We start from the raw sequence: 24472 nt of genomic DNA, 5'->3' as shown, positions 1-24472 counted from the left end.
TTACGGCTTGATCTCGGGCTCGACGAGGCGCGCAAGGTTGCGCAGCGATTCCTGCCAGCCGAGATAGCAGGCCTCCGGCGGGATCGCGTCGGGAAGTCCGGCCTGTGTGATGTCGACCTCGGTGCCGACAAGGACTTTCTTCAGGATCACGGTCACCTCGATCAGGCCCGGCAGGTTCGGATCGTCGAACCTGTCGGTATAGCGAAGACGTTCGCCAGGGACGAGCTCGAGGTATTCGCCGCCGAACGAATGGCCGTTGCCCGTCGTGAAATTCCGGAACGACATCTTGAACGTGCCGCCGACCTTGGCTTCCAGATGGTGGACGGTGCAGGTGAAGCCGTTGGGCGGAAGCCATTTCGCCAACGCATCAGCCTCAACGAAGGCCCGATAGACCTTCTCGGGGCTGGTGGCGAGAACGCGGTGCAGGCGGACAGTGTTGGGCATGGTTGTTATCCTCATGAACTGACGGGCCGTCGAGGTCTAGGGGCCGATCATGGCCCGAGGACGAACGAGGCGTCGAAGACCCGACATGCCGTCCCGGATTTTCTGGCGAGCCTCTGCGGCGCGTCTCTACGTCTGGTCGATGGAAGCCACAATTCCGCTATCGTTGCCCGCTCAACTCCTGCGCGAAATCGGGGGGACTTCCTTTGCACAGGACGATTTGGGCTTCCGCCATCGCGCTGCTGTGTCTTGGCGTACCGGGTCTTGGCGTACCGGGTCTTGGCGTGCCGGCCAGGGCCGCAGGCATTCAGCTTCTCGATTCCGATCCGGCGCTGTCAGGCGCGATCTGGTATCCTTGCGCGACCGAGCCGACGCATGTGGCGCTGGGCAAGCTTTCAGTGGGCGCCGAGTTCGACCTGAAGGGCGCGAAGGATTGTCCGGTGACGGGCGCCAAGCTGCCGCTGGTGATCTTCTCGCACGGCCGGGGCGGGTGGTTCGGTGCAAACCATGACACGGAGGAGGCGCTGGCCGAGGCCGGCTTCATCGTCGCCGCCATCAATCATCCCGGTGACACCACCAACGATTCGTCGCGGCGCGATACGCTGCCGGTGTGGGGATCGCGCCCGGCGGACATGGTTCGCCTGCTCGATTTCATGCTGAAGGACTGGAAGGACAGGGCGGTGATCGATCCGGCCAAGGTCGGCTTCTTCGGCTTCTCGCTTGGTGGCTATACCGGTCTGGCGCTGATGGGCCTCAAGCCGGATTTCACCTGGCTCGCCGAACACTGCAAGGAGACATCAGGAACATGTGCCCAGCTCCACAACGGAGAAACGCTGCCTGACCCGTCGCAGGACGCTCGAATCCGCACGGCGGTGATCGTCGATCCCGCACCGGCGGTTCTGACCCGCAAGAATCTTGCCGCGGTCAAAATCCCTTTCCAGTTTTGGCGGTCGCAGTTCGGCGGTCCCGGCGTGGGCGACGGCACGCCCGTGGCGCGCGTCGCGGGTTGGCTGGAGGGCAAGCCCGAGATGCACGTCGTTCCGGCCGGCCACTTCGCCTACCTCGCCCCGTGCACGCCGGAGCAGGCCGCGGCCGTCCCGCGCATCTGCACCGATACGCCGACGGAGTTCGACCGGGCAGGTTTTCACCGCGAGTTCAATGCGGCGGTGGTGAAGTTCTTTCATGAGCAGCTCGCCGGCGGAGATCAGTGAGCTTCACGTTCGCGAGGAGGCGGGGATGAGGCAACTTGGCTGCGTGATCGGCTTGCTTGCACTTCTGCTGTCTCCGGCCGCGGCCGATCCCGCGCTGCCGGGCCTCGTTCGGCAGGATCTGATGGTGCCGATCACGCTTGCTGATGGCAGTCAAGTCAGGCTCGAGACCATGATCCTACGGCCGGATCGACCGGGGCGGTTTCCGCTGGTGCTGCTGGTTCACGGGACAATTCCCGGCACTGGCGATGCCTTTCGCGCAGCGCTGGCGCGGGAAACGCCGACCAGTCTCCTTAATCCGGCCGTGGCGTTTGCCCAACGTGGCTATGCCGTTGCATCGATCATGCGCCGGGGGTTTGGACATTCAAGCGGACCGTTTGCGGAGACGCTGTCCGGATCCTGCGACGATCGCGACTATCTCGCCGTCGCGCGGATCGCGGCCGAGGACGTCACCGGCGCTCTCGCCGCGCTCCGCGGCGAGGCCTGGGTCGAGCCTGATCAGATCGTGCTGATGGGGCATTCCACCGGGGGCTTTGCCGTGACCGCGACGGCGGCGGACAATCCAGCGGGCGTCATCGGTGTTCTCAATTTCGAGGCGGCTCACGGTTCCATCCCGGGTCGCACATGCAGTCCGGATCATCTCGTCGCGGACGCCGGCTTCTTTGGCCGCACTGCGCGAATTCCGGCGCTCTGGCTTTATGCGGAAAACGATCGCAGTGCGCCGCCGGCGCTGGGCCGTCGCATGTTCGATGCTTACGTCGCGTCAGGTGCGCCAGCGCAGTTTCAGATCTTGCCGCCGTTCGGTGTCGACGGGCACGCCATGGTGCCGATGGGCCCTGCTGATCTTTGGTGGCCCGCGGTGGAGAGTTTCCTCAAGCAGTTGCATCTGCCGACATCAGTGCTGGTCGATCTGCCGTCGCCCGCAGCAATTCCGCCGCCGACACCGCTCAACGCGGCGTGCGCCGGCTATTTCGATGCCTATGTGAAGGCATGGACCGACGCCAAGGCCTATGCCTGGAATCGCGATGGTCATTGTACGTCGGTTACCGCTGCGCAGCGAACCGTCGATGATGCGAAGAACGAGGCGTTGCGGCAATGCGTGGCTGCCTGGAAGGAATGCTCGCTCTATGCGGTCGGGCAGGTTGTGGCCCCGGGGTAGATCGGAACGAAATGAATGGCATTTGGTGGTCCGTTCGGCCGGACAACATTCGCCGCTTGGCAAAATCCGTTCCTCGGCTGGTGCTGACGGATCCGCCGTTCGCCGTCGAGGTCGTCGCGAGGCCTTGACCTATGTCAAGCGCTTGATGGTGCGAGCTCCCCAAAAGGGAGGGCTTCTTCATGAACGGAAGGCGGCGTGCAATGAAATTACTCCTGACTTTCCGCAGGCTCATGAACATGCGCGGTGTGCCGCTGCCTATGTCGCAGGAGCGATGCATGTCCGACGTCATGCGCGCCTGCCGCTCTTTCGCCCGTCACTGAAGCGTCCGTTGTGAGGACCGAATACCTCGCACATCTCTCGCCACGTGGCCGCTTGAGCCTCGCGATCGTCGTCCTGGCATCGATCGCTGCGACGATCTGGGCGGTGGTGCATGTTTGGCAGACCGCTCCGTCGCGCCACATCGTCCTGGCGTCCGGTCTGGAAGACGGCCTTCTGCACCAATATGCCAAACGCTACATCGAAATTCTGGCACGTTCCGGCGTCACGGTTGAAGAGCGGATCACCAGCGGTGCAGAAGACAATCTGGCACTGTTGCGAGATCCGAAGTCCGGCGTGGACATAGGCTTCACTCAAGGCGGCCTGTCGCAGGCGTCCGACGCCAGGGGCGTGGTCATGATTGCGAGTCTCTATTATGTGCCGTTGTGGATTTTCTACCGCAAATCAGAGCCGCTGAACTACGTCGATGAATTGCGCAATCGCAAGGTCGCCGTCGGTGTTCCCGGCAGCGGGGCACGTTCGTTCAGTGAGTCCGTTTTCGCGCTCAACGGTCTGACGCCCGACAATGTCACGATGGAGCCCTTGAGCAATCTGCCGGCGCTGATTGCGCTGCGCGCGGGCGAGCTGGACGCCGTCGTCTTTGTCGACGGTGCGGACAATCCTGCCGTCTGGAACGCGCTGCGCGATCCGACCCTGAGCGTGCTGAGCTTCGCGAGAGCCGAGGCCTATCGACGACGGCTCAACTTCATCAGCACGCTCAAATTGCCATCGGGTGTGATCGACCTGGCGGACCACCTTCCGGAAAAGGATATTGACCTGATCGGGACCAAGGTGATGCTTGCAACGCGCGAGGATCTCCATCCGGCCATCACACATTTATTGGTCGACGCCGCAAGGGAGATCCACGGTCGGCAAGGTCTTTTCGAGGAGGCAGGCGAATTTCCAAGCACCGCCCAGGTGGATCTGCCTGTTTCGACCGATGCCGATCAGCATCGACGCTTCGGCCGCACGATCCTCTACCAATATCTGCCGTTCTGGATCGCGGCGTGGGGCGAGCGTGCAATCATCATATTGTTGCCTCTGGCGGCAATCCTGTTGCCGCTTTTCCACTATTTGCCTCAATTGGTCCGCTGGCATGTCCGCTCGCGCATCTACCGGTGGTACGGCGAGCTGGCTCTGCTCGAGCGGGATGTCGCCGCGCGCACAGGCGATTTGCCGAGAGACAAGTGGGAGGCTGACCTCGCCCGCATCGAAGAGGCCGTTGCCAGAATACGCACGCCGGCCGGCTTCGCGAGCGAGGCCTATACGCTCCGTGAGCACATCCGCCTGGTTCGTCGCGCCATCATCGCGCGGGGCCACTCATCGCCCGCCGTGCAGCCGGAGGTTATCAGGGTATCATAGCCTGGGTGGATCTGAACCTGTTCGCGGGCGCGCCGTCGACGGCTTTTCGTCATGTCCCCGCAGCAGTCAACCCGAGTTGCGGTACGGCCTCTTGCCACCCGGCTCAACCTGGCGCCTGCTGCGCGGCAGCAACGATGCCCATTGCCGTGCCGGGATTCATGGCATCGATCATCGCCGTGGGAATGAGGATCGTGGCGCCACGCTCCTTGGTCGTCTCATAGATGATGTTCATGGCGCGCAGCTGAAGTGCTGCCGGACTACGCGCGTAGATGTCGGCGGCCTCCACGAATTTCTGGGCTATCTCCTGTTCGGCCTGGCCGAGCAGCACGCGCGCCAGTCTCTCTCGCTCGGCCTGCGCCTGTCGGCTCATCGCGTCCTGCAATCCAGGCGGCACGCCGATGTCCTTGATCTCGACCGAGATCACGGCTACGCCCCAATCAGCGGTCTTGCGCCCGATATCATCGCGCAGCAACTGATCGCCCTGCTTGCGCTCGGCCAGCAGCGTCGACAGCAGCGACGATCCCACCATTTCGCGCAATGAGGTTTGTGCGACCTGGGTGATGGCCTGACGGTAGTTCGCAATCTCGAGCGCGGCACGCTCGGGATCATGGATCTGCCAGAATACGATCGCGTCGATATTCACCGGCACGGTGTCCTTGCTCAGCGCCTTCTCGGCATTGATTTCCGTGGTCTGAATGCGCTGATCGAGCCATGAGGCCACCTCGTCGATGAACGGTACGATCACGAACAGGCCGGGGCCGCGAATTGCCGACAGCTTGCCGAGGCGAAGCACGACCGCGCGCTCCCACTGGCCTGCAACCAGGACGGCCTGTGGAATCAGGAATGCGACGATCACGAGGCCAGCCGCGACGGCATAGAGGCCGCGAGAACCTCCGTCGTAGGCGAGCGAGGCGACGAGCGCCGCAGCTGCGAGAGCCACTGCTGCAAGGAGTAGAGAGAATCGACTTCCGCCGCTTGCCTTAAAATAGTTGTGCATGACGACTATTCCTTCTGTCTTGCGAGGGCCTTTATCCGATCGGCCAGGGCAACGGGATCGATGCCCGCGGCGGCGGCCGTAGCGAGCGTCTGTTTCGCCAGACCGTCAATCTGCTTGGCTTGTTCACGTACGCTGGTTGCGGGCGGGGGCTCCGCGACAAAGCTACCCCGGCCCCGAACCAGGGTGATGGCGCCCATTCGTTCCAGCTCGTCGTAGGCATGCCGGACGGTATTGAGGTCGATCTTCAGGGCAACTGCGACTTCGCGCATCGTCGGCATCTGGTCGCCGCGAGCCAGCACGCCCGCGCCGAGATTGCGCAGGATCTGGTCCCGAAGCTGGATGTAGATCGGAACACCCGAATTATCGAGACGAAGCGATTCTAGTAGTGTATGCATTAACTAGTACACTACATATTAGTTACTATGCCGTCAATGCCTGTTTCGTCCGCGCGAAGCCCGGACATTTCGCGCTGCTGCCGTGCCGAATTCCGAAACGACGAACCACTTCGTCAAGGAGGCGCTGCAATGACCACGACCTTCAGCACGACCGCCTTTTCCGCGACGACCCGAATGAGGCGGCATCTCATCAGCCTCTTCGGAAGATATCGTGACGAGTTTCAGGAGTGGCGCAGGCGCGGGAAGCTGCGCAGGGATCTGTGCGCCCTGGATGACCGGGAGCTTCAGGACATCGCCATCGCACGCGGCGAGGTCGACTACGTTGTCTCGAGCCACTTTGTCGATCCGCGGGAGGGTGCCATGAACTTCAAAGCCAAGATCCTGATGGCTGGCCTCGTTCTGTGCCTGTTGAATTTGGCGCCGGCCATCGGCGCCGATGTCAAGCAGGTCAGCGTCAACGGAAAGCAATTCGCCTACGTCGAGGCCGGGCAGGGCGATCCCGTTGTTCTGGTGCACGGTGGGCTTCAGGATTACCGCTTCTGGAATTCGCATCTTCCGGTGTTCGCCAAAAGCCATCGGGTCATCGCCTATAGTCGGCAGAACCATTTTCCGAACGCGACGAGCAAGGACGGTCTGCCCGATGGCGCCGCAGACGTGCATGGCGAGGACCTGGCCGCCTTGCTGGCCGCGCTTGGCATTACGAGCGCGCACATTGTCGCCCACTCCTCCGGCGCGCATGCTGCGCTGTTCTTCGCCGCCAACCACCCCGAGGCGGTGCGAACGCTCGTCATCAACGAGCCTCCTGCCGCGGCGTTGCTCGCCGGAGCTCCCGGCGGGAATGATGTTCTGAAGCAATGGGGCGCGAGGTTTGCTCCCGCGCGGCAAGCCTTCGAAAAGGACGATCTCGATGCAGGGCTGCGGTTCTTTGCAGAAGCCGTCGGCGGGCCAGGCACCTACGATCGGCGGTCCGAGAGCGAGCGCAAGATGATGGCGGACAACGCGTTGTCGGCCGTTGCGGATGCAATAGCGACCCGCCCGCGCCCGATGTTTACCTGCGACATGGCGAAGCGCATCTCGGCACCCACGCTCGTGACCAACGGCGATCACAGTCCGGAATTCTTCCATCGCATCGTCGACGAATTGGTACGATGCCTGCCTCGGCGAACTCGGGTGGAGATTTCCGGCTCATCCCATACGGTGCCGGGAGAAGCCCCTCAAGCCTACGACGAGGCCGTGCTTTCCTTCATCGCCAGCCACTAGAAGCGGCCAACAGGGGACATCAGGCCGCTATTGGGCGACGAAAAAGAAGTCGAGCCCCCGTTAAGCCGGAGCCGGCACCCCTGGACGCTTCACCAGCGTAAAGGCCGCAGCGGCCAACAGGCAGAGGACCCCGGCGAAAAGGAAAGCCGGCACATAAGTCCCGAGCGCATCTCTGCTGACGCCAGCGGCAAATGCCATCAGGCCGACGCCGAGCTGGTGAGCGGCAAAGATCCAACCGAACACCACTGGCCCCATCTCCCGTCCAAACGTCCCAACCGTCAATCTGACCGTCGGCGGAACCGTCGCGATGAAGTCCAGCCCGTAGAGCATCGCAAACGCGCTCATCGTCACGATCGTCGCGTTGGATTCTACGAGCCAGATCAAGGAGAGCCCACGAAAACCGTAATAGATCGCGAGCAGCCATCTGTTGTCGAAGCGATCGGACAGCCATCCCGATCCGACCGTGCCGATCAGATCGAACACGCCGATCATGGCGAGCAGGCCTGCCGATGTCACGGCCGGCAAGCCGAGATCGCCGCAGAAGGGCACGAAGTGGGTCGATGTCAGCCCGTAGCTGGACACGCCACAGATCAGGAACGTCAGAGCCAACACCCAGAACACCAGGCGGGTCGACGCCAGGCGCAGGCCGTGAAAGCTGAGTGCCACAAAATTCCGTCGCGGCACCGCGGGGATTGGCGCCATTGCCGTCTCGCCGAGTGACGCCAGTCCCAATTCCTGGGGACGGTCCTTTCCGAGCAACAGAAAAAGGATGAGTGCGAGAAGAAGACCAAGTCCGGACGGAACAAGCGCGAGGCGCCAGCCCCAATGCTCGGTGATCCATGCGCCCATCGGCACGAAGATCAAGGTGCCGGTTGCGACCGATCCGTTCAGGAGACCGACGACCAATCCACGATGGGTCGTGAACCAGCGCACAGAAATGATCGTGGCGAGTTGCAGCGCGGTGAGCCCCGGCGCGATGCCGAGAATGAGCCCGAGTCCCACCCACATTTCGAACCGGTTCGTCATGAAGATCGTGAGCAGCAATCCTGCGAGAGTCATCGTGCCGGCGATCGCCAGCATCACCCTGGGGCCATATCGGAGCATCATGCCGCCGGCGAACGGTGCCACCAATCCGAATAGTGCAAAACGAAGTCCTTGCGACGCAGACAGCTCGCTCATGCTGACGTGGAGGTCAGCCGCGATGTCTCGCATCAGGACACTGGGCACACCGAGGGCCGAGCTCGCAAACAGCCCATAGAGAAATCCCAGCGCGGCCATCACCCAGCCATAGTGAATGTTCCGGGCCGTGGCCTGTCGCGCAATGAACTCAGCAAGCAAGGCCAAATCCCTTCGGTAAAGATGAATTCTCTGGAAACGCCGAAGGCCAGGCCTAGGCTGGTCCCGCTCAAGGTGAAACCAAGGGTAGAGGAGACCAGCCCCGGGGCCAACAAAAAAGCCGCCGAAACCGGCGGCTTTTCGAACTTGCTTTCTTCGGGCCGGACATGCCAAGCGACTGGCGTGGCTCCGGCCCGGTCAACGAGCGGTCTGCCCGCCCACTATTGCTTGTTTCGGTTCTTGCTGGCCCCTCTGAGCGGCGGCGTCGATGCCAGCGCAGTTGCGGTCTCGGTCATCTGGATGCAGGTGAGCAAATCGACATAGCTTTGAGTTCCGCCTGCTGTGGCCTCACCTTCGCAGGCGTCGCGGACAGCGGGCTTGGCTGACGACCACACGGTGCCGAGTTGCTGCTGCGCTGTCGTTTCATCACGCATGCAATCGGTAAAGCTTTGAGCCAACGCCAGTCCCATCGACTTGTCCGTTTCCGACGTCGCCTTGCAAAGCGCTTCGACCTTCAGTTCGGGAACGCGATCAGAAGCCGGTATGGCCATTGAACCCGCAAGCAGTGCAAGTGAAAGCAGGGCGCTGTTCATCTGTGTCTCCTTGCTAGAATTGCCCCGGTTGCGCGGGCGGTGAGGGCCAATCGGACCTGAGATTGTTTGGATTGGCACGATCAAACAGATCCTGTCGCAACACGAAGCCGCGCCTGGCTGGAGAGGCAGGGGACGGTGAACGCAAGACCTGAGCCTTAGCACCAGTTAGGCGATCGTGATTGTCCGTCGCATGGACTGGCGGAGCGAGCCCAATTTGAAAAGTCGCAAGCACGGCAAGAAAGCGAACGCTTGTCATGGCTGTACTCAACGATCGAGAATAAGGGGCGGATCGCTTGACAGTGCCCGCGCCGCCCGGACGCTGCAACCAATATGGGTCCTGCGCAGGGAGCCACGGTATTTCGGGATCGACGTTGATGCAGATCAACCCAAACAACGCCTGGCGATGCCGCGCCTCTCACTTCGTGATGACGTGCTTTGTCGGCGTCACCGCCGGGGGCGGTGCTGCAGGCGAGATGACAAAGGTCACCCAGGCATTCCAGCCCTCGGGCCGGTTTTCCGCGGCGAACTCCTTGTAAGCCTTCAGGTTCAGATAGCCCTGCATGTCGCCTACCGGGAAGATGAAGCCAACCTGCGGGCCCGCGGCCGCGACCTGCGAGCGGAAGCAACCGACGCGATCGCCGGAGCCGCTGTCGCAACCGAGTTGCTTGTAGACGTAACCTACGAGACCGACCTGGACTTGCTTGGTCAGGAATTGTGAGGCGCCCCAGTCGAAATGCATGTCGACGCCGCTCTGATACTGCGTGTCGGTGTTCTTGAAATTGTAGGTGAAGCCGAGCACGCCGGACAGTTCATGTCCGGTCTGCGGATTGAAATAGGTATAACCGCCGCCCGTATCGATCGCTCCATGCCCGAGCCCGATATTAGCGAGGCGGGTCGACTGGTAAGCCCCGACCGGGATGTCGCCCATGACATAGGTCATGTAGTTGTTGACACCGGCATTCCAGCGCAGCGCGAACTGCGGTATCAGATCGCCGAAGGCCATCACGGAATCACTGATGGAATCGGCGCGCGAGAAGGGAATCGTGCCGCCGCCCGGCAGCGTCAGCGTTCCTGTCACCGTTCCGTTAAGCGAGGTGGTGTTTGCGCCATAGATTCCTATGAGACTGGCAGACGCCTGACCGCCCAGCACCGGCGTTGCAAAAACGTAGGTCGCGTTCAACAACCCGAGATCCACGTTCGCATTGACGTTTGCGCTCAAGGTCGCCGTCAAATTCACGGGAATGCGGCCGATCTGAATTTCGCGGGCGCGCGCCACGTCGCCGCCGGCGGACACCGAGGTGTGATAGTAGATCGCGGCTGCCGTCCAGCCTGGCTGCTGAGGCGTGGCAGCGAGGCTGCCAAATGTGCCCGGAATCCAGAAGCTGATGCCGCTCTCATCGGCCGCGACGACCGTTGGTGCTGCTGCAACGGCCGCAAATGCAATGGCGGCAAACGCTCTCGTCATTCGCATGGCAATCCCCCGCCGAACCACGAGCCTCGCTCGCGTGCGCGCCGAATATGATGATGGCAATATGACAGGGCGCGCCGCGCCGGGCGATAGCCGTCATGATGGCGGGAATATTTGGCAACCAGATGTAGCAAAAGGGGCACAATACCACGCTGTGCTATCGCTTGTGCGGGTACCATCCTACGGGAAAATCCTGTCGCTGTGATTTTGAGAGCCGCTAGATACCGATTATTCCTTTACCGAACTTCACGCCGAGCGGTGGGCAGGAACACCTCGAGCTTGATCATCAGAGAAACCAAGACAGTCCTTGCCGCCGTTTGGGTGAATGTCCTTTGGTCTCTCGTCTTTCCCGCGGCAGCTGCCAACCACATCCATAGGGCCACGCAGTCTGCGTACAGCCATTCCCCAACTCACGGCGATCGCTCTGCTCCAGACGATCGCTCTTTATCCCAAGCCTAGGCTTCGCAGGAAGCTTCGGCCAAGGAACCAGTGAAATTGCTGCGACCAAGGTGATCGCGAGCACGGCGCCGGCGACCGGATGATTGAGCTTGTGAGCGAGCATGCTGTCGATCCAAGGTGAAGACCCGGAAGCTCGTTATTTGAAGTGTGAGCTCCAGACATTTCTTCCCGTTGATTTCGCTCAAGGTCCGCTGTTCGACTTGTCCGTGCAGCACGATGACGAGTGTGAGCGCATGTTCCGCTCTTCAATATTGGATGACTTTTTGCAGATGCTTGATCGGAGTGACGCCGGCAGATCCCTAGATAAGATGAGCGTGCGCCGCCGGATCGCGCAGCCAGGCGATCCAATCTGCCCTTAGGTACCTTTCGTTGCATAGGTTGATCTGCGTCAACGCCGATCCTTGCATCGTCCTTGAGAGTGATGAACATCTGCGTGATTGCGCGCGCCTCACGGGAGGGCTGCAATGAATTTTCGTGTGATTGCTTCCATACTGTTTTTGACATCGGCGATATCCGCCCCTGCGTTTGCACAGCAAGCACAACCGACCACGCCGCCGCCGGGCTCGCCGGCTGCGACCATCACCATTCCCGGCGATCAGCTTCCACCACCGCCGCAGAAATTCGGTGGCAAGATCGAGGACCTCGCGACCAAGTCCAAGCCTTACTGGCCCGCGCGCGTCGTGCCCCCCAAGGGCGCGCCTAACGTCCTTCTCATCATGACAGACGATTCCGGTTACGGCGTGCCGAGCACCTTTGGCGGCGTGATTCCGACCCCCGCACTTGACCGCATCGCCAAGAATGGCCTGCGCTATACCAACTTTAACTCGACCGCGTTGTGCTCGCCGACGCGTGCCGCGCTCATCACCGGTCGCAATCATCATTCAGTCGGCTTTGGCGTGATCTCAGAGCAAGCGACAGGTTTTCCGGGCTATGACAGCTTCATACCCAGGGACAAGGCGACGATCGGCCGTATCCTGAGAGACAATGGCTATCGTACCTCCTGGTTCGGCAAGGACCACAACACACCGGCCTTCCAGGCCAGCCAGAACGGTCCATTCGACCAATGGCCGACCGGTATGGGCTTTGAATATTTCTATGGCTTCGTGGGCGGCGACGCGAACCAGTGGGCGCCGAATCTTTTCCGCAACACCACCCAGATCTATCCGTTCGAAGGCAAAGCGCCCGGAAGCTGGAATATGATCACGGCAATGGCAGATGACGCCATCCAGTACATGAACCGCGTCAACTCACTCGATCCGGATCAGCCGTTCTTTGTCTACTACGTCCCCGGCGCAACGCATGCACCGCACCACCCCACGCCGGAGTGGATCAAGAAGATCGGCGACCTCCACCTATTCGACCAGGGCTGGAACAAGCTGCGCGAGACGATCTTCGCGAATCAGAAGAAGCTCGGCGTTATTCCCCAAGACGCGAAATTGACGCCGTGGCCCAGCGACCTCCTGAAGAACTGGGACCAGCTCAGCGACGACGAGAAGAAGATGTTTATCCGTCAGGCCGACGTCTTCGCCGCCTACACTGCTTATAACGATAACGAGATCGGGCGGGTGATCCAGGCCGTCGAAGACATGGGCAAGCTCGACAACACGCTGATCATCTACATCAACGGCGACAACGGCACGAGCTCAGAAGGGACCGTGATCGGTACCCCGAACGAACTCGCAATGTTCAACGGGGTCGACGTGCCGGTCGAGGATCAGCTCAAATATTTTTACGATGCATGGGGCTCGGAACAGACCTATCCGCACATGGCGGTGGGTTGGGCTTGGGCATTCGATACGCCGTTCAGCTGGACCAAGCAGATCGTTTCGCACCTTGGCGGCATCCGCCAGGGCATGGCGATCTCGTGGCCCAAGGTCATCAAGGACAAGGGCGGCATTCGCGATCAGTTTCACCACGTGATCGACATTACGCCGACGATCCTCGACGCGACCAGGATCAAGGCGCCCAGGATGGTCGATGGCATCGAGCAGAAGCCGATCGAAGGCGTCAGCATGATGTACACATTCGACGCCAAGAACGCGAAGGCGCCCTCGGCGCATAAAACCCAATACTTCGAAATGTTCTCCGACCGTGCGATCTATAACGAGGGCTGGATGGCGAGCACCAAGGTCATGCGGCCGCCGTGGGTCACGCAGGCCAATCTGAACGCAGATCTGACCAAGTATCCCTGGGAGCTTTACAATCTCAAGGACGACTACTCCCAGGCAACGGATCTGGCTGCGAAGTATCCGGACAAGCTGAAGGAGCTGCAGGCCCTCTTCATGACCGAGGCGAAGAAATACCAGGTGTTACCGCTCGATAACTCTATCATTACGCGGGTCATTACGCCGCGGCCGAGCATCACCGCTGGACGCAACAGCTTCACCTGGACCCAGCGCCTTATCGGTACGCCGATGGGCGACGCGCCCTCCGTGCTGAACACGTCGTACAACATCAAGGCGGAGGTCGACATTCCGGATGCCGGCGCCGAGGGCATCCTGATCACCCAAGGCGGACGCTTCGGCGGTTACGGCTTCTATGTGCTTCAGAACAAGCCGGTGTTCGTATGGAACATGCTGGGGCTGAAGAAGATCAAGTGGGAAAGCGCCGACGCGCTGTCGGTCGGAAAGCACGTCATCGAGTTCGACTTCAGGTACGACGGGCTTGGCATGGCGACGCTGGAATACGGCAGCTATGTCGGCATCGGCCAGGGCGGCATAGGCGTGCTGAAGATCGACGGCAAGGAGGTCGCCTCCCAGAAGATGGAGCATACCATCCCGTTCATGATGCAGCTCGATGAGAGCTTGGACATCGGCTCGGATACGCTCACGGGCGTCAATGATGCCGACTACAAGCCGCCGTTCGCCTTCACAGGCAAGCTCAACAAGGTCACCCTGACCCTCGACCGGCCGAAGTTGACACCGGCCGATATCCAGAAGCTGGAGAAGGCGCGACAGGCTGCCGCCGCTGCGCGCGAGTGATCGTCATGGGGCGCGGGATCTGATCCCGCGCCCCATACTTGGTGCTAACTCCGATATTTTTAGAACGTCCGCGGCCGCTGCGGTGTTGATTGCTGGCACGCGCGCGACCCCAACGATGTGGAGGTCAGTCATGTCTTCTTCCGAACGCGAAACGATTTTCTTTCGTCGCCGCGATCTGATCGCAACCGCGCTCGGTGCCGGGCTGGGCGCGGCATTGTCGCCAGCAACGAGCGAAGCGGCTGGCCCGCTGCTGCGCGGGCTAGGCGAGCTGAAGGGCGATGCCGAGGAAGAGCTGGCGTATGTTCTCGCATTGGAGTGCTATGTCTACGGCTTCCCGCTGGTCATGATGGACGCAACGCGAGCCGTGATGACGGCCACGTCGAAGTCCGAGCAGTACAAGGCGCCCATCAACCAGTTCGGCAGGATGCGGACCTATGTCGATCCGGATTTCAAGGATTGCGTCCGCATCAGCGTCAATTCTCTCTGGGCGTTTTCGTTCATCGACCTGGACAAGGAGCCGTTCGTCTATTCTCAGCCCGATACGCAGGGGCGCTACATCGTCATGCAGGCGCTCAACATGTGGACCGACGATTTCGCCTCGGCGGGCAGCCGGACGACGGGGACCGGCGCCGGAGACTTCCTCATCGCCGGTCCCAAATGGAATGGTGTCGCGCCCAACGGCATCAAGCAGACGTTCCGTTCGACAACCCGCTACGCCTCGGTGCTGGTCCAGATCGCGTGCCATAGCCCCGCGGAGTTTGCTGCGATCAACAAGCTGCAGGATCAGTTGCAGCTGACGCCGCTCAGCGCCTGGGGCCATCCTTATACGCCGCCCTCAGATGTGCCGATCGACACCAGTGCCGACACAACCGCGACACCATACGATCAGGTGCGGCTCATGACCGGCGAGATGTTCTTCAAGCGCCTCGCCGCGGCGTTGAAGGACAATCCGCCCTACCCTGACGATACCAGGACCATCGACAAGCTGAAGCGGATCGGGATCGAGGTCGGCAAGGACTTCGACCCGTCCAAGCTCGATCCGGCCATTCTGCGAGGGATCAACCGGGCGCCGGCCGAGGTCTGGTACAAACTGGAAACGGGCCCCTACACTGCGCCGACCGTGAACGGCTGGCAGGGCGCGCTGAATATCGGTCGCTTCGGTACGGACTACACCACGCGGGCATTCATCGCCTGGTTTGGATTGGGCGCGCTGACGTCGGATGATGCGGTCTATCCAACCGCATTTGTCGATGGCGACGGCAACGTGCTGGACGGCGCGGCGAAATATATTCTCCATCTCGAGAAGGACGAGATATTCCCTTCCGAAAGCGGGGTTTGGTCGATCTCGCCCTATCGCGAGAATTTCTATGTTCGCAACGCGATCAACCGCTACGGCATAACTTCGGCGATGCCGATCAAATACAATCCGGACGGCTCGCTCGATATCCATATCCAGGCGCAATCGCCAGGCGCGGACAAGGAAACCAATTGGCTGCCGTGTCCGCCGAGCCTGCCCTTCAATCTCAGTGTCAGGGTCTATCAGCCCAAGACGGCCCTCAAGGACGGCACGTTCAAGATCCCGCCTATTCGGCGCGTCCGGAGCAGCTGAACGACGTCGAGCCTAAGGCCGGCGAGGACTTGTCCTGGCCAGCTCGGAATTAGAACCGCGACCGAAATGGAGCTATGGAACATGACCAAGATATGCGCTGGCTTGTTGCTGATCCTGGCCACGCTCGGTGTTGCGAGCGAGGCCAATGCTGTCGTCTGTGCACGCGGTGTGGTTCGTGCGGGATGTGCCGGTCCCAATGGCGCGGTTGTCGCCCCCCGTCCGGCCGTCTCGGCGCCAGTCGTCGCACCCGTGGTGCGCCCGGCATGCGCGATTGTAAACGGGGTGCGCGTCTGCCGCTGACAGAGCGCGTCGGTCGAGGTCATCCCGGCCGTCCACGCTGCGGCCATCCTGGCTTTTCGGACAGGAGAATTGCGACGATGAAATCCATAACACGGAGAGCTTTTGCCTGCGGGATGGCCCTGCTCCCGTCGTTCCGTCCGGCGCTTGCGCGCGCGCAGACCGCCGTCAGTCCCACCGAAGCCGGCGCGATTGCCAAGGAAGCCTATATCTACGGCTTCCCAATGGTGGACAGCTACCGCATTCAATATGCCTATTTCGTCGATGCGAATGGCCCCGAATATAAGGCGCCATGGAACCAGCTTCGCAACTTCTCGCGCGTCTTCACGCCGGAAGACAAGGCGGTCCAAACGCCGAATTCGGACACTCCCTACTCGTTTCTCGGTATGGACTTGCGTACAGAGCCCATCGTGCTGACCGTTCCGGTCATCGAAAAGGAACGGTATTTCAGCATTCAGCTCATTGACGCCTACACGTTCAACTTCGACTACATCGGTAGTCGCAGCACCGGCAACAATGGCGGCAGCTTCCTCATCGCTGGACCTCATTGGAACGGCTCACCCCCGAAGGGTGTGACGAAGGTGATACGTGCCGAGACCGAAATTGCGCTGGCCGCGTACCGCACGCAACTTTTCAATCCCGCTGACATTGACAACGTGAAGAAGGTGCAAGCCGGCTACAGGGTGCAGACGCTTTCGGCTTTCCTTGGCGCGCCAGCGCCGAAGGCCGCGCCGGCGATTGATTTCATCAAACCGCTGACGCCCGAGACCGAAAAGACCTCGCTTGAGTTTTTCAACATCGTCAACTTCCTCTTGCAGTTCTGTACGACGAACCCCTCCGAGAAGGAGCTGATGGCGCGGTTCGCCAAGATTGGCGTTGGTGCTGGCAAGACCTTCAACGCGGGCAATCTCACGCCCGAACTGAAAACTGCCATTGAACAGGGTATGGCCGATGCCTGGCAGGCATTGGCCCAATTGCAGAAGCGAATGGATGCCGGGGAAGTGACCAGCGGGGACACTTTCGGCACCCGCGCATATTTGAAGAACAATTATCTCTACCGCATGGCCGCTGCCGTTTTCGGAATCTACGGCAACTCCAAGCAGGAAGCGATGTATCCGATGTATCTTGTAGATGCGGACGGCAAGAAATTCGACGGGGCGAACCGTTACACCGTCCGCTTTGCACCGGGCCAGTTGCCACCGGTGAATGCCTTCTGGTCGCTGACCATGTACGAACTGCCGTCGAGCCTGCTCACGGCCAATCCGATTAACCGCTATTTGCTCAATTCGCCGATGCTGTCAGAGTTCAAGCGCGACGGGGACGGCGGAATTACTTTCTATATCCAAAACGAGGCTCCGGCAGCAGACAAGCAGCCCAATTGGCTACCCGCACCCAAAGGGGGCTTCTTTGTCGTTATGCGTCTCTACTGGCCGAAAGCTGAGGCGCTCGAAGGGACGTGGAAGCAGCCTCCGATGCAGCGGACCGTTTAGTTTTCATTCGGGCCACCGGGAGAATCGAGCGACGATGGAGAACGTAATCCAGCTGGTGCCGGTAACGCCTTCAATCGACCAACTGGCACGGATCATCGGCAACGTGGCGGCCCCGGCTTTCCTGCTGGGTGCCGTCGCGTCCTTCATCTCGGTCCTGATTTCCCGCATCAACCGGGTCGTCGACCGGGCTCAGTTGCTTCACGACATCACCGATGATGATGCCTCAAAGGCTTACCTCAAGGCGGATATTCCCCGGCTGCGACACCGGGCGTTGCTCTTGAACAGATCGCTGTTCTGCTCCATCCTCTCTGCGATCCTCACGGCGCTCATCATCATCGTTGCCTTCATCAGTGCGCTGTTCAATGTCGCCCATGAATATGGCGTCGCACTGCTGTTCATGGCCGCGCTGCTGACGTTCTGCGCCTCTCTCATCGACCTCGCCCGCGAAACCCGAATTGCGCTTCACGACAACGATCTGCGCGTGTAAGTCTTCCGGGGGCAGTGCGTGGGGTGGTTGGACGTGACGAAAGGTTCTCGGAAGAGCCGCAGGCGTCAGAAGGCCCAGGCCCGGCCCGAACAAGACCGTTCGGCTCCTGCTCAACGCCCCGCGCCAACTTTCCGATGGCGAACTGCCGCGCTGCTGGCAATCGGCGCCGGCGCGCTATTTTTTCTGCTGGCAAGCGGGCTGTCCTGGTTCAAGACGTCCGGCACCTCTCAGCCGACCCGCGAGGCAGGGCTGAGCTTTGTCGGCAGCCAGGCGTGCAGCGGCTGCCACCAGGCGGAGATGCGGCTGTGGCAAAGCTCGCAACATCGTCACGCCATGGATCACGCGAACGACACGTCCGTCCGTGGCGACTTCAACGACGCGGCCTTTGAATATGCGGGCACGCGCTCGCGCTTCTTCCGGCAGGACGGGAGATTTTTGGTCGAGACAGACGGCCCGGACGGCAAGCTCGCGACTTTCGAGGTGAAATACACTTTCGGCATCGACCCGTTGCAACAATATCTGATCGCGTTTCCCGACGGTCGCGTCCAGGCCCTGTCCATCGCCTGGGACACGCGGCCGAAGGAGCAGGGCGGTCAGCGCTGGTTTCACCTCTATCCGGACGGCGCCATTACGCATGACGATCCGCTGCACTGGACGAAGCTGAACCAGAACTGGAATTTCATGTGCGCCGAGTGCCACTCGACCGGCGTACTCAAGGGCTACGATGCCGGCAAGGATACGTTCGCCACCACATTCTCCGAGATCAGCGTTGGCTGCGAGGCGTGCCATGGTGCCGGCTCGCGTCATGTCGCCTGGGCGCGCGGAAAGCCGGCGTCGCGCGGCGTTGACGACGGCCTGCTTGTCGCCTTTGACGAGCGCACGGGCATCACCTGGTCGGCCTTGGCTGGAACAATGACGCCGACACGCAGTGCGCCGCCAGCGGCGCTGCGGAAGGAGGTCGAGACCTGCGGGCGCTGTCATGCTCGTCGCGGTCAACTTTCGGAAGACTGGACGCCAGGACGGCCGCTCTCGGAAACCCACCAGGTCGCGCTGCTCGATCGCCAGCATTTTCATGCCGACGGCCAGATGCGCGATGACGAGGAGACATACAATTACGCGCCCTTCAAGCAGAGCAGGATGTTCGCCAAAGGCGTGACCTGCAGCGACTGCCACGACCCGCACAGCGCGACTCTGAAGGCCCCCGGGGATGGCGTCTGTGCGCAGTGCCATGCACCCGAGAAGTATCAATCGACTGCGCATCGACACCACGCCGACGTCTCGCCGCCGCCCGGCTGTCCGTCCTGCCATATGCCGGAGCGGCGCTACATGGTCGTCGATCGCCGCCACGATCACGGCTTCCGCATTCCGCGTCCCGATCTCTCCGTGCAGATCGGCACACCGAATGCATGCAACGAGTGTCACCGCGACAAGTCTGCGATGTGGGCGGCCCGGCAAGTCGAAACCTGGTTCGGCATGGAGGGGCGCGGCCACCAGACCTGGGCGTCGGCCTTTCATGCCGTCTGGAGCGAAGCCGCCGATGCCCAGGCGCTGCTCGCCGCAATCGCCGGATCGGGCGACGCTCCCGGCATCGTCCGCGCCAGCGCACTCGCCGAGCTTCCGGTACCGGATTTCGACCTGATCCGGCGCGCGCTGTCCGATCCCGATCCGCTTGTGAGACTTGGTGCGCTCGACGGGTTGGAAGGGGTATCGTCCGAACAGCTCTGGTCGCTCGCCTCCCTGCGGCTCAGCGATCCCGTGCGCGGCGTGCGCATTCGCGCGGCCGATCTTCTTGCCGCCGTGCCGCCAGCACGGCAACCAGCGGCCGATCGCGATAAGTTCGCGTGGGCCGCGGCCGAGTTCGTGGCTGCACAGAAGCTGAACGCGGACAGGCCTGACGCCCGTACCGCACTCGGGGGCTTCTTTGCTCGCCAAGCCAATGCCAGTGGCGCGGAGATCGAATATCGTGCTGCGCTTCGGCTGGATCCCTCATTCACAGCCGCCGCCGTCAACCTGTCTGACCTCTATCGGCAACTTGGACGCGAAAGCGATTGCGAGCAGGTCTTGCGCGAGGCGCTCGCCACGTCGGCGCAGGATGCATCTCTTCACCATGCACTTGGTCTGGCGCTCGTACGCAAGCAGCGCAACGATGCTGCGCTCGATGAACTGCGTCAGGCCGCGTCGCTGGCTCCGGGTCAGGCGCACTACGCCTACGTCTATGCCGTCGGGCTAAGCGCGAATGGCCGGCGCGACGACGCGCTTGCGGTGCTGAAGGAAAGTTTGCGTGCGCACCCCAATAGTCCGGAGTTGTTGTCCGCTGCGCTGAACCTCAGCCGCGAGAAGGGAGACGTCGTGGCCGCGCTCGCCTATGCCGAGCGACTATCGAAGCTCATGCCGGACGATTCGCGTCTGGCCGATCTTGTCAAGGAGTTGAAGCGATAGCAGACAGGAGCCCTGGATATCCACGCCTGCGGGAATGTCGAGCTGACTGCAGGCGTCACTGCCGATGGACGGCGCGATAATGACATACTACGCCTGTTTTGCCCGACGCTTCAACAAAAATTCGCTAAATACGAAATTCGCTCCTCGGCCAACGAGGCAGGCTACTGTGCATGGGGTTGTTTTTGGTTTTTGGCTTGTGCTCGCAGCGGCACGGTCTTGCTGACGCAAAAGGGCCGCCTCGATGGGCGGCCCTTTCGTCTTGGTCGAAGGAATGCCGTTTACTCGGCGGCCTGCTTCTGCGGCGGGTCGAGCGCGCCTGACTTGTGGATCTCGGCGACCTGATGGTCCGAGAAGCCGAGCACGGCGCGCAGGATCTCGTCGGTGTGCTCGCCGAGCAGCGGCGAGCGGGTGACGTCGCTCGGGCTATCCGACAGCTTGATCGGGTTGCCGACCGAGATGTACTTGCCGCGGGTGGGATGATCGACCTCGACCACGGTGCCGGTCGCGCGCAGCGACTGGTCCTCGGCGATCTCCTTCATCGACAGGATCGGGCCGCAGGGGATGTCGTCCTTGTTGAGGATTTCCATCGCCTCGAACTTGGTCTTGGTCATCGTCCACTGCTCGATGCGGGCGAAGATCTCGTTCAGGCGCGGCAGGCGGGCCGCCGGCTTGGCGTAGTTCGGATCGGTCTTCCAGGTCGGCTCGCCGATCACGTCGCAGATCTTCTCCCAGACCGGGGCCTGGGTGATGAAGTAGATGTAGGCGTTGGGATCGGTCTCAAAACCTTTGCACTTCAGGATGCGGCCGGGCTGGCCGCCGCCCGAGTCGTTGCCGGCGCGCGGCACGGCATCGCCGAACGGAATGCCTTCGCCGAACTGGCTGTATTCCTTGAGCGGGCCGTGGGCGAGGCGCTGCTGGTCGCGCAGCTTGACGCGGGCGAGGTTGAGCACGCCGTCCTGCATCGCGGCGGTGACGCGCTGGCCCTTGCCCGAATGCGTGCGCTGATAGAGTGCGGTGACGATGCCGAGCGCCAGATGCAGGCCGGTGCCGCTGTCGCCGATCTGCGCGCCGGTGACCAGCGGCAGGCCGTCGCGGAAGCCGGTGGTGGAAGCGGCGCCGCCGGTGCACTGCGCGACGTTCTCATAGACCTTGCAGTCTTCGTAAGGTCCCGGGCCAAAGCCCTTGATCGACGCGACGATCATTTTCGGGTTGATCGCCTGGATCTTCTCCCAGGGGAAGCCCATGCGGTCGAGCACGCCAGGGCCGAAGTTCTCGACCAGCACGTCGCATTTCTTGATCAGCTCGGTGAGGACTTCCTTGCCCTTCGGGTTCTTGGTGTCGAGCGTGATCGAACGCTTGTTGTGGTTGAGCATGGTGAAATACAGGCTGTCCACGTTCGGGATGTCCTGCAGCTGGCCGCGGGTGATGTCACCCACGCCCGGGCGTTCCACCTTGATCACGTCGGCGCCGAACCATGCCAGCAGCTGCGTGCAGGTCGGTCCTGACTGGACGTGGGTGAAGTCGAGAATGCGAACGCCCTCGAGCGCTTTGGTCATCGTCTATGCTCCGTACTCTGTGTCTGCCCCTGCGAACCACAGGGAATAAGGGTTGAGGGGGTGGACTTACTTCTTCTTCTGCAGAACGCTCTGCGGATTGAGGTTGCCGATGCGGCCGCTCTCCGAGCCCGCGGCCGGATCGATCACCGCGTTGATCAGCGTCGGCTTACGGGATGCCATGGCCTCGTTGACGGCGCGCTTGAGCTCGTCCGGCGAGGTCGCATTCACGCCGACGCCGCCGAAGGCTTCCATCATCTTGTCATAGCGCGCGCCCTTGACGAACACGGTGGTCGCGGGATCGGAGTTCGCGCCGTTGACGTCGGTGCCACGATAGATGCCGTCATTGTTGAAGATGACGACGCAGATCGGAAGGTTGTAGCGGCAGATGGTCTCGACCTCCATGCCGGAGAAGCCGAAGGCCGAGTCGCCTTCAACTGCCAGCACGGGATGGCCGGTCTCGAGCGCAGCGGCGATCGCCTGGCCCATGCCGATGCCCATCACGCCCCAGGTGCCGACGTCGAGACGCTTGCGCGGGCGGTACATGTCGATGACGCCGCGGGCGAGGTCGAGCGTGTTGGCGCCTTCGTTGACGAGGATCGCCTCGGGGTGATCCTTGATCACGTTCTTCAGCACGCCGAGCGCGCCGTGATAGTCCATCGGCGACTTGTTGTTCATCAGCTTCGGCGCCATCTTGGCGACGTTCTCGTCGCGCTTGGCCACGATGGCCTTGGTCCATTCGGCCGGCGGCGCGGTCCAGCCCGTTCCCATCGCCTGGTTGAAGGCGGAGACGACCGAGCCGATGTCGCCGACGACAGGCGCGACGATCTCGACGTTGGAGTCCATTTCCTTCGGCTCGATATCGACCTGGATGAACTTCTTCGGCGCATCGCCCCAGCTCTTGCCCTTGCCATGCGAGAGCAGCCAGTTCAGCCGCGCGCCGATCAGCATGACGACGTCGGAATCCTTGAGCACGGTCGAGCGAGCCGCGCCGGCGCATTGCGGATGCGTGTCGGGCAGCAGGCCCTTGGCCATGCTCATGGGGAGGAACGGCATGCCGCTCTTCTCGACGAAGCTCTTGATCTCTTCATCGGCCTGCGCATAGGCCGCGCCCTTGCCGAGGATGATGAGCGGACGCTTGGCGCTCTTGAGCACGTCGAGCGCGCGCTTGACCGACGCGGGCGAAGGGATCTGCGCGGGCGCCGCATCGATCACCTTGACCAGCGACTTCTGGCCGGCCTCGGCGTTCATCACCTGGCCGAACAGCTTGGCCGGCAGGTCGAGATAGACGCCGCCCGGACGGCCCGAGACCGCAGCGCGGATGGCGCGGGCAAAGCCGATGCCGATGTCCTGGGCGTGCAGCACGCGATAGGCCGCCTTGCACAGCGGCTTCGCGATCGCGAGCTGGTCCATTTCCTCGTAGTCGCCCTGCTGCAGGTCGACGATCTCGCGCTCGGAGGAGCCCGAGACCAGGATCATCGGATAGCAGTTGGTGGTGGCGTGGGCGAGCGCGGTGAGACCATTGAGAAAGCCGGGCGCGGAGACGGTGAGACAGACGCCGGGCTTCTTGGTGAGATAGCCGGCGATGCCTGCGGCGTAACCGGCGTTCTGCTCGTGGCGGAAGGAGATCACGCGAATGCCGGCGGCCTGCGCCATGCGGCCCAAATCCGTGATCGGGATGCCCGGCACATTATAGATGGTGTTGATGCCGTTCAGCTTGAGCGCGTCGATGACGAGATGGAAGCCATCCGTCAGTTCCTGCTCGGTGCCCGGTGCTTCGGACTTGGTCGCGGTGTTCAGCATGGGCCTTGTCTCCCTGGTCTCAAGGTAGGTGGGGCGAATGGTTCGCCCTTCTGGTGAATGTTGCTAGGTGAAGAGTTCCTGGCCGTGCGCTTCGACGTAAGCGGCGAGGCCAAGGGTGTGGTCGCGGGCGCGCTTCTCGGCGAGCTCGGTGTCGCGCGCTTCCAGTGCTTCGATCATGCCGAGGTGCTCGGGCAGGGAGGTCGCAGTGCGGTCCTTGCGCCCGATCGTCAGCTGGCGATAGCCGCGCACGTGCAGCAGAAGGTCGTTGGTGAGATCGACCAGCACGGGGGATTCCGACAGCGAGATCAACGCCTGGTGGAAGGCGATGTTGGCCTTCGAATATTCCTCGACGTGATCCTCGGGCAAGCGGTCCTTGCCGAAATCCTTGAAATAGTCGCGCAGCGCCGTGATGTCTTTCTTGCGCGCGGTGGTGGTGATGAGGCGGGCCGCCATGCTCTCCAGCGCCGCCCAGGCGCGGATCATGTCGACGATCTCGCTCTTGGTCCGGCGCACCACCATAATGCCGCGGCGCGGCACGGTCTTCACGAAACCGTCCTGCTCGAGCATCGCGATCGCTTCGCGGATCGGCGTGCGGCTGACGCCCAGACGTTCGGACAATGCGCGCTCGTCCAGCATGACGGGCTCGGGCGTCGAATAGATGTCCATCTTGAGGATGGCTTCCTTCAAGGCGTCATACGCCTTGTTCTTGAAGCTGCTCTCCGGGGCAATACGAACGATTGCGATGTCTGCCTCGGCCATGTTCGGCAACGCCTTGGTTGGTTTCCGCAGTGACACGACGATTCTCCTCTGATGGGAGTCGT

20 protein-coding genes are annotated in these 24472 nt (G+C 61.9%); 11 read left to right on the top strand and 9 right to left on the bottom strand.

Annotation, left to right across the window (positions count from 1 at the left end; genetic code table 11):
* Positions 1-444 (bottom strand): SRPBCC family protein, encoded by a 444-nt coding sequence (locus L6639_RS04780; RefSeq protein ID WP_237859252.1) that lies wholly within the window; start codon positions 442-444, stop codon positions 1-3.
* A gap of 374 nt (positions 445-818) precedes the next feature.
* On the opposite strand from L6639_RS04780, the gene L6639_RS04775 reads away from it, so the two are divergent.
* The 3 genes from L6639_RS04775 (at position 819) to L6639_RS04765 (ending at position 4485) form a co-directional block, all read left to right on the top strand.
* Positions 819-1652: an alpha/beta hydrolase family protein gene (locus L6639_RS04775; RefSeq protein WP_237859251.1), complete on the top strand. Its 834-nt coding sequence runs from the start codon at positions 819-821 to the stop codon at positions 1650-1652.
* A gap of 25 nt (positions 1653-1677) precedes the next feature.
* Positions 1678-2808 (top strand): alpha/beta hydrolase family protein, encoded by a 1131-nt coding sequence (locus L6639_RS04770; protein ID WP_237859250.1) that lies wholly within the window; start codon positions 1678-1680, stop codon positions 2806-2808.
* A gap of 372 nt (positions 2809-3180) precedes the next feature.
* Positions 3181-4485, top strand: a complete 1305-nt coding sequence (locus L6639_RS04765; RefSeq protein WP_237859249.1) for a TAXI family TRAP transporter solute-binding subunit — start codon at positions 3181-3183, stop codon at positions 4483-4485.
* Positions 4486-4588: 103 nt separating this feature from the next.
* Here the strand turns inward: L6639_RS04765 and L6639_RS04760 are convergent, their stop codons facing one another.
* Positions 4589-5482: a slipin family protein gene (locus L6639_RS04760; protein ID WP_237859247.1), complete on the bottom strand. Its 894-nt coding sequence runs from the start codon at positions 5480-5482 to the stop codon at positions 4589-4591.
* Positions 5483-5487: 5 nt separating this feature from the next.
* Positions 5488-5877, bottom strand: a complete 390-nt coding sequence (locus L6639_RS04755) for a GntR family transcriptional regulator (protein ID WP_237859245.1) — start codon at positions 5875-5877, stop codon at positions 5488-5490.
* Between the two features lie 129 nt (positions 5878-6006).
* Between L6639_RS04755 and L6639_RS04750 the strand changes: the two genes are divergently transcribed.
* The gene (locus tag L6639_RS04750) at positions 6007-7137 is read left to right on the top strand and encodes an alpha/beta fold hydrolase (protein WP_237859243.1); all 1131 of its coding nucleotides are present in this window, start codon (positions 6007-6009) and stop codon (positions 7135-7137) included.
* 60 nt (positions 7138-7197) lie between these two features.
* Here the strand turns inward: L6639_RS04750 and L6639_RS04745 are convergent, their stop codons facing one another.
* From L6639_RS04745 to L6639_RS04735, 3 genes are all read right to left on the bottom strand, one after another.
* Entirely contained in the window at positions 7198-8475 is a 1278-nt protein-coding gene (locus L6639_RS04745; protein WP_237859241.1) for an MFS transporter, read from the bottom strand.
* 218 nt (positions 8476-8693) lie between these two features.
* On the bottom strand, positions 8694-9065 hold the full coding sequence (locus tag L6639_RS04740) for a hypothetical protein (protein WP_237859239.1): 372 nt from the start codon (positions 9063-9065) through the stop codon (positions 8694-8696).
* Between the two features lie 415 nt (positions 9066-9480).
* Positions 9481-10530, bottom strand: coding sequence for a SphA family protein (locus L6639_RS04735; protein WP_237859462.1), 1050 nt, complete (start codon positions 10528-10530; stop codon positions 9481-9483).
* A 563-nt stretch (positions 10531-11093) separates the two neighbouring features.
* Here L6639_RS04735 and L6639_RS04730 point away from each other — a divergent pair.
* From L6639_RS04730 to L6639_RS04700, 7 genes are all read left to right on the top strand, one after another.
* Positions 11094-11351, top strand: a complete 258-nt coding sequence (locus L6639_RS04730; RefSeq protein WP_237859238.1) for a hypothetical protein — start codon at positions 11094-11096, stop codon at positions 11349-11351.
* 105 nt (positions 11352-11456) lie between these two features.
* Positions 11457-13973 carry an arylsulfatase gene (locus L6639_RS04725; RefSeq protein WP_237859237.1) on the top strand — a complete coding sequence of 839 codons (2517 nt, stop codon included), beginning with the start codon at positions 11457-11459 and terminating at the stop codon, positions 13971-13973.
* Between the two features lie 130 nt (positions 13974-14103).
* On the top strand, positions 14104-15582 hold the full coding sequence (locus L6639_RS04720) for a DUF1254 domain-containing protein (protein ID WP_237859236.1): 1479 nt from the start codon (positions 14104-14106) through the stop codon (positions 15580-15582).
* A gap of 81 nt (positions 15583-15663) precedes the next feature.
* Positions 15664-15882, top strand: a complete 219-nt coding sequence (locus L6639_RS04715; protein WP_237859235.1) for a hypothetical protein — start codon at positions 15664-15666, stop codon at positions 15880-15882.
* A 113-nt stretch (positions 15883-15995) separates the two neighbouring features.
* Positions 15996-17369, top strand: a complete 1374-nt coding sequence (locus L6639_RS04710; RefSeq protein ID WP_377818559.1) for a DUF1254 domain-containing protein — start codon at positions 15996-15998, stop codon at positions 17367-17369.
* A 34-nt stretch (positions 17370-17403) separates the two neighbouring features.
* Complete coding sequence (locus L6639_RS04705; protein WP_237859232.1) at positions 17404-17856, top strand: DUF2721 domain-containing protein; 453 nt, start codon at positions 17404-17406, stop codon at positions 17854-17856.
* 33 nt (positions 17857-17889) lie between these two features.
* Positions 17890-20295: a tetratricopeptide repeat protein gene (locus L6639_RS04700; RefSeq protein ID WP_237859229.1), complete on the top strand. Its 2406-nt coding sequence runs from the start codon at positions 17890-17892 to the stop codon at positions 20293-20295.
* 278 nt (positions 20296-20573) lie between these two features.
* Here L6639_RS04700 and frc read toward each other — a convergent pair whose 3' ends face one another.
* The 3 genes from frc to L6639_RS04685 all read right to left on the bottom strand — a co-directional run bounded on the left by frc (position 20574) and on the right by L6639_RS04685 (position 24410).
* Positions 20574-21851 carry a formyl-CoA transferase gene (frc, locus tag L6639_RS04695; protein ID WP_237859228.1) on the bottom strand — a complete coding sequence of 426 codons (1278 nt, stop codon included), beginning with the start codon at positions 21849-21851 and terminating at the stop codon, positions 20574-20576.
* A 66-nt stretch (positions 21852-21917) separates the two neighbouring features.
* Positions 21918-23651 (bottom strand): oxalyl-CoA decarboxylase, encoded by a 1734-nt coding sequence (gene oxc, locus L6639_RS04690; protein ID WP_237859226.1) that lies wholly within the window; start codon positions 23649-23651, stop codon positions 21918-21920.
* A 63-nt stretch (positions 23652-23714) separates the two neighbouring features.
* Entirely contained in the window at positions 23715-24410 is a 696-nt protein-coding gene (locus tag L6639_RS04685) for a GntR family transcriptional regulator (protein ID WP_164933761.1), read from the bottom strand.
* Between the last annotated feature and the right edge of the window lie 62 nt (positions 24411-24472).

Source organism: Bradyrhizobium zhengyangense, from assembly GCF_022012555.1.
Classification (GTDB): Bacteria; Pseudomonadota; Alphaproteobacteria; order Rhizobiales; family Xanthobacteraceae; genus Bradyrhizobium; species Bradyrhizobium zhengyangense.
The sequence above is the reverse complement of the archived record's forward strand: the minus strand, read 5'-3'. Positions and strand labels throughout refer to the sequence as shown.

Bases quoted from the DNA above. Each gene is read 5' to 3' on its own strand.
- L6639_RS04755 (WP_237859245.1), bottom strand. From the start codon at position 5,877: ATGCATACACTACTAGAATCGCTTCGTCTCGATAATTCGGGTGTTCCG.
- L6639_RS04705 (WP_237859232.1), top strand. From the start codon at position 17,404: ATGGAGAACGTAATCCAGCTGGTGCCGGTAACGCCTTCAATCGACCAA.
- L6639_RS04770 (WP_237859250.1), top strand. From the start codon at position 1,678: ATGAGGCAACTTGGCTGCGTGATCGGCTTGCTTGCACTTCTGCTGTCT.
- L6639_RS04685 (WP_164933761.1), bottom strand. From the start codon at position 24,410: ATGGCCGAGGCAGACATCGCAATCGTTCGTATTGCCCCGGAGAGCAGC.
- L6639_RS04725 (WP_237859237.1), top strand. From the start codon at position 11,457: ATGAATTTTCGTGTGATTGCTTCCATACTGTTTTTGACATCGGCGATA.
- oxc (WP_237859226.1), bottom strand. From the start codon at position 23,651: ATGCTGAACACCGCGACCAAGTCCGAAGCACCGGGCACCGAGCAGGAA.
- L6639_RS04730 (WP_237859238.1), top strand. From the start codon at position 11,094: ATGCTGTCGATCCAAGGTGAAGACCCGGAAGCTCGTTATTTGAAGTGT.
- L6639_RS04740 (WP_237859239.1), bottom strand. From the start codon at position 9,065: ATGAACAGCGCCCTGCTTTCACTTGCACTGCTTGCGGGTTCAATGGCC.
- L6639_RS04750 (WP_237859243.1), top strand. From the start codon at position 6,007: ATGACCACGACCTTCAGCACGACCGCCTTTTCCGCGACGACCCGAATG.
- L6639_RS04735 (WP_237859462.1), bottom strand. From the start codon at position 10,530: ATGACGAGAGCGTTTGCCGCCATTGCATTTGCGGCCGTTGCAGCAGCA.
- L6639_RS04710 (WP_377818559.1), top strand. From the start codon at position 15,996: ATGGCCCTGCTCCCGTCGTTCCGTCCGGCGCTTGCGCGCGCGCAGACC.
- L6639_RS04715 (WP_237859235.1), top strand. From the start codon at position 15,664: ATGACCAAGATATGCGCTGGCTTGTTGCTGATCCTGGCCACGCTCGGT.
- L6639_RS04760 (WP_237859247.1), bottom strand. From the start codon at position 5,482: ATGCACAACTATTTTAAGGCAAGCGGCGGAAGTCGATTCTCTCTACTC.
- L6639_RS04780 (WP_237859252.1), bottom strand. From the start codon at position 444: ATGCCCAACACTGTCCGCCTGCACCGCGTTCTCGCCACCAGCCCCGAG.
- L6639_RS04720 (WP_237859236.1), top strand. From the start codon at position 14,104: ATGTCTTCTTCCGAACGCGAAACGATTTTCTTTCGTCGCCGCGATCTG.
- frc (WP_237859228.1), bottom strand. From the start codon at position 21,851: ATGACCAAAGCGCTCGAGGGCGTTCGCATTCTCGACTTCACCCACGTC.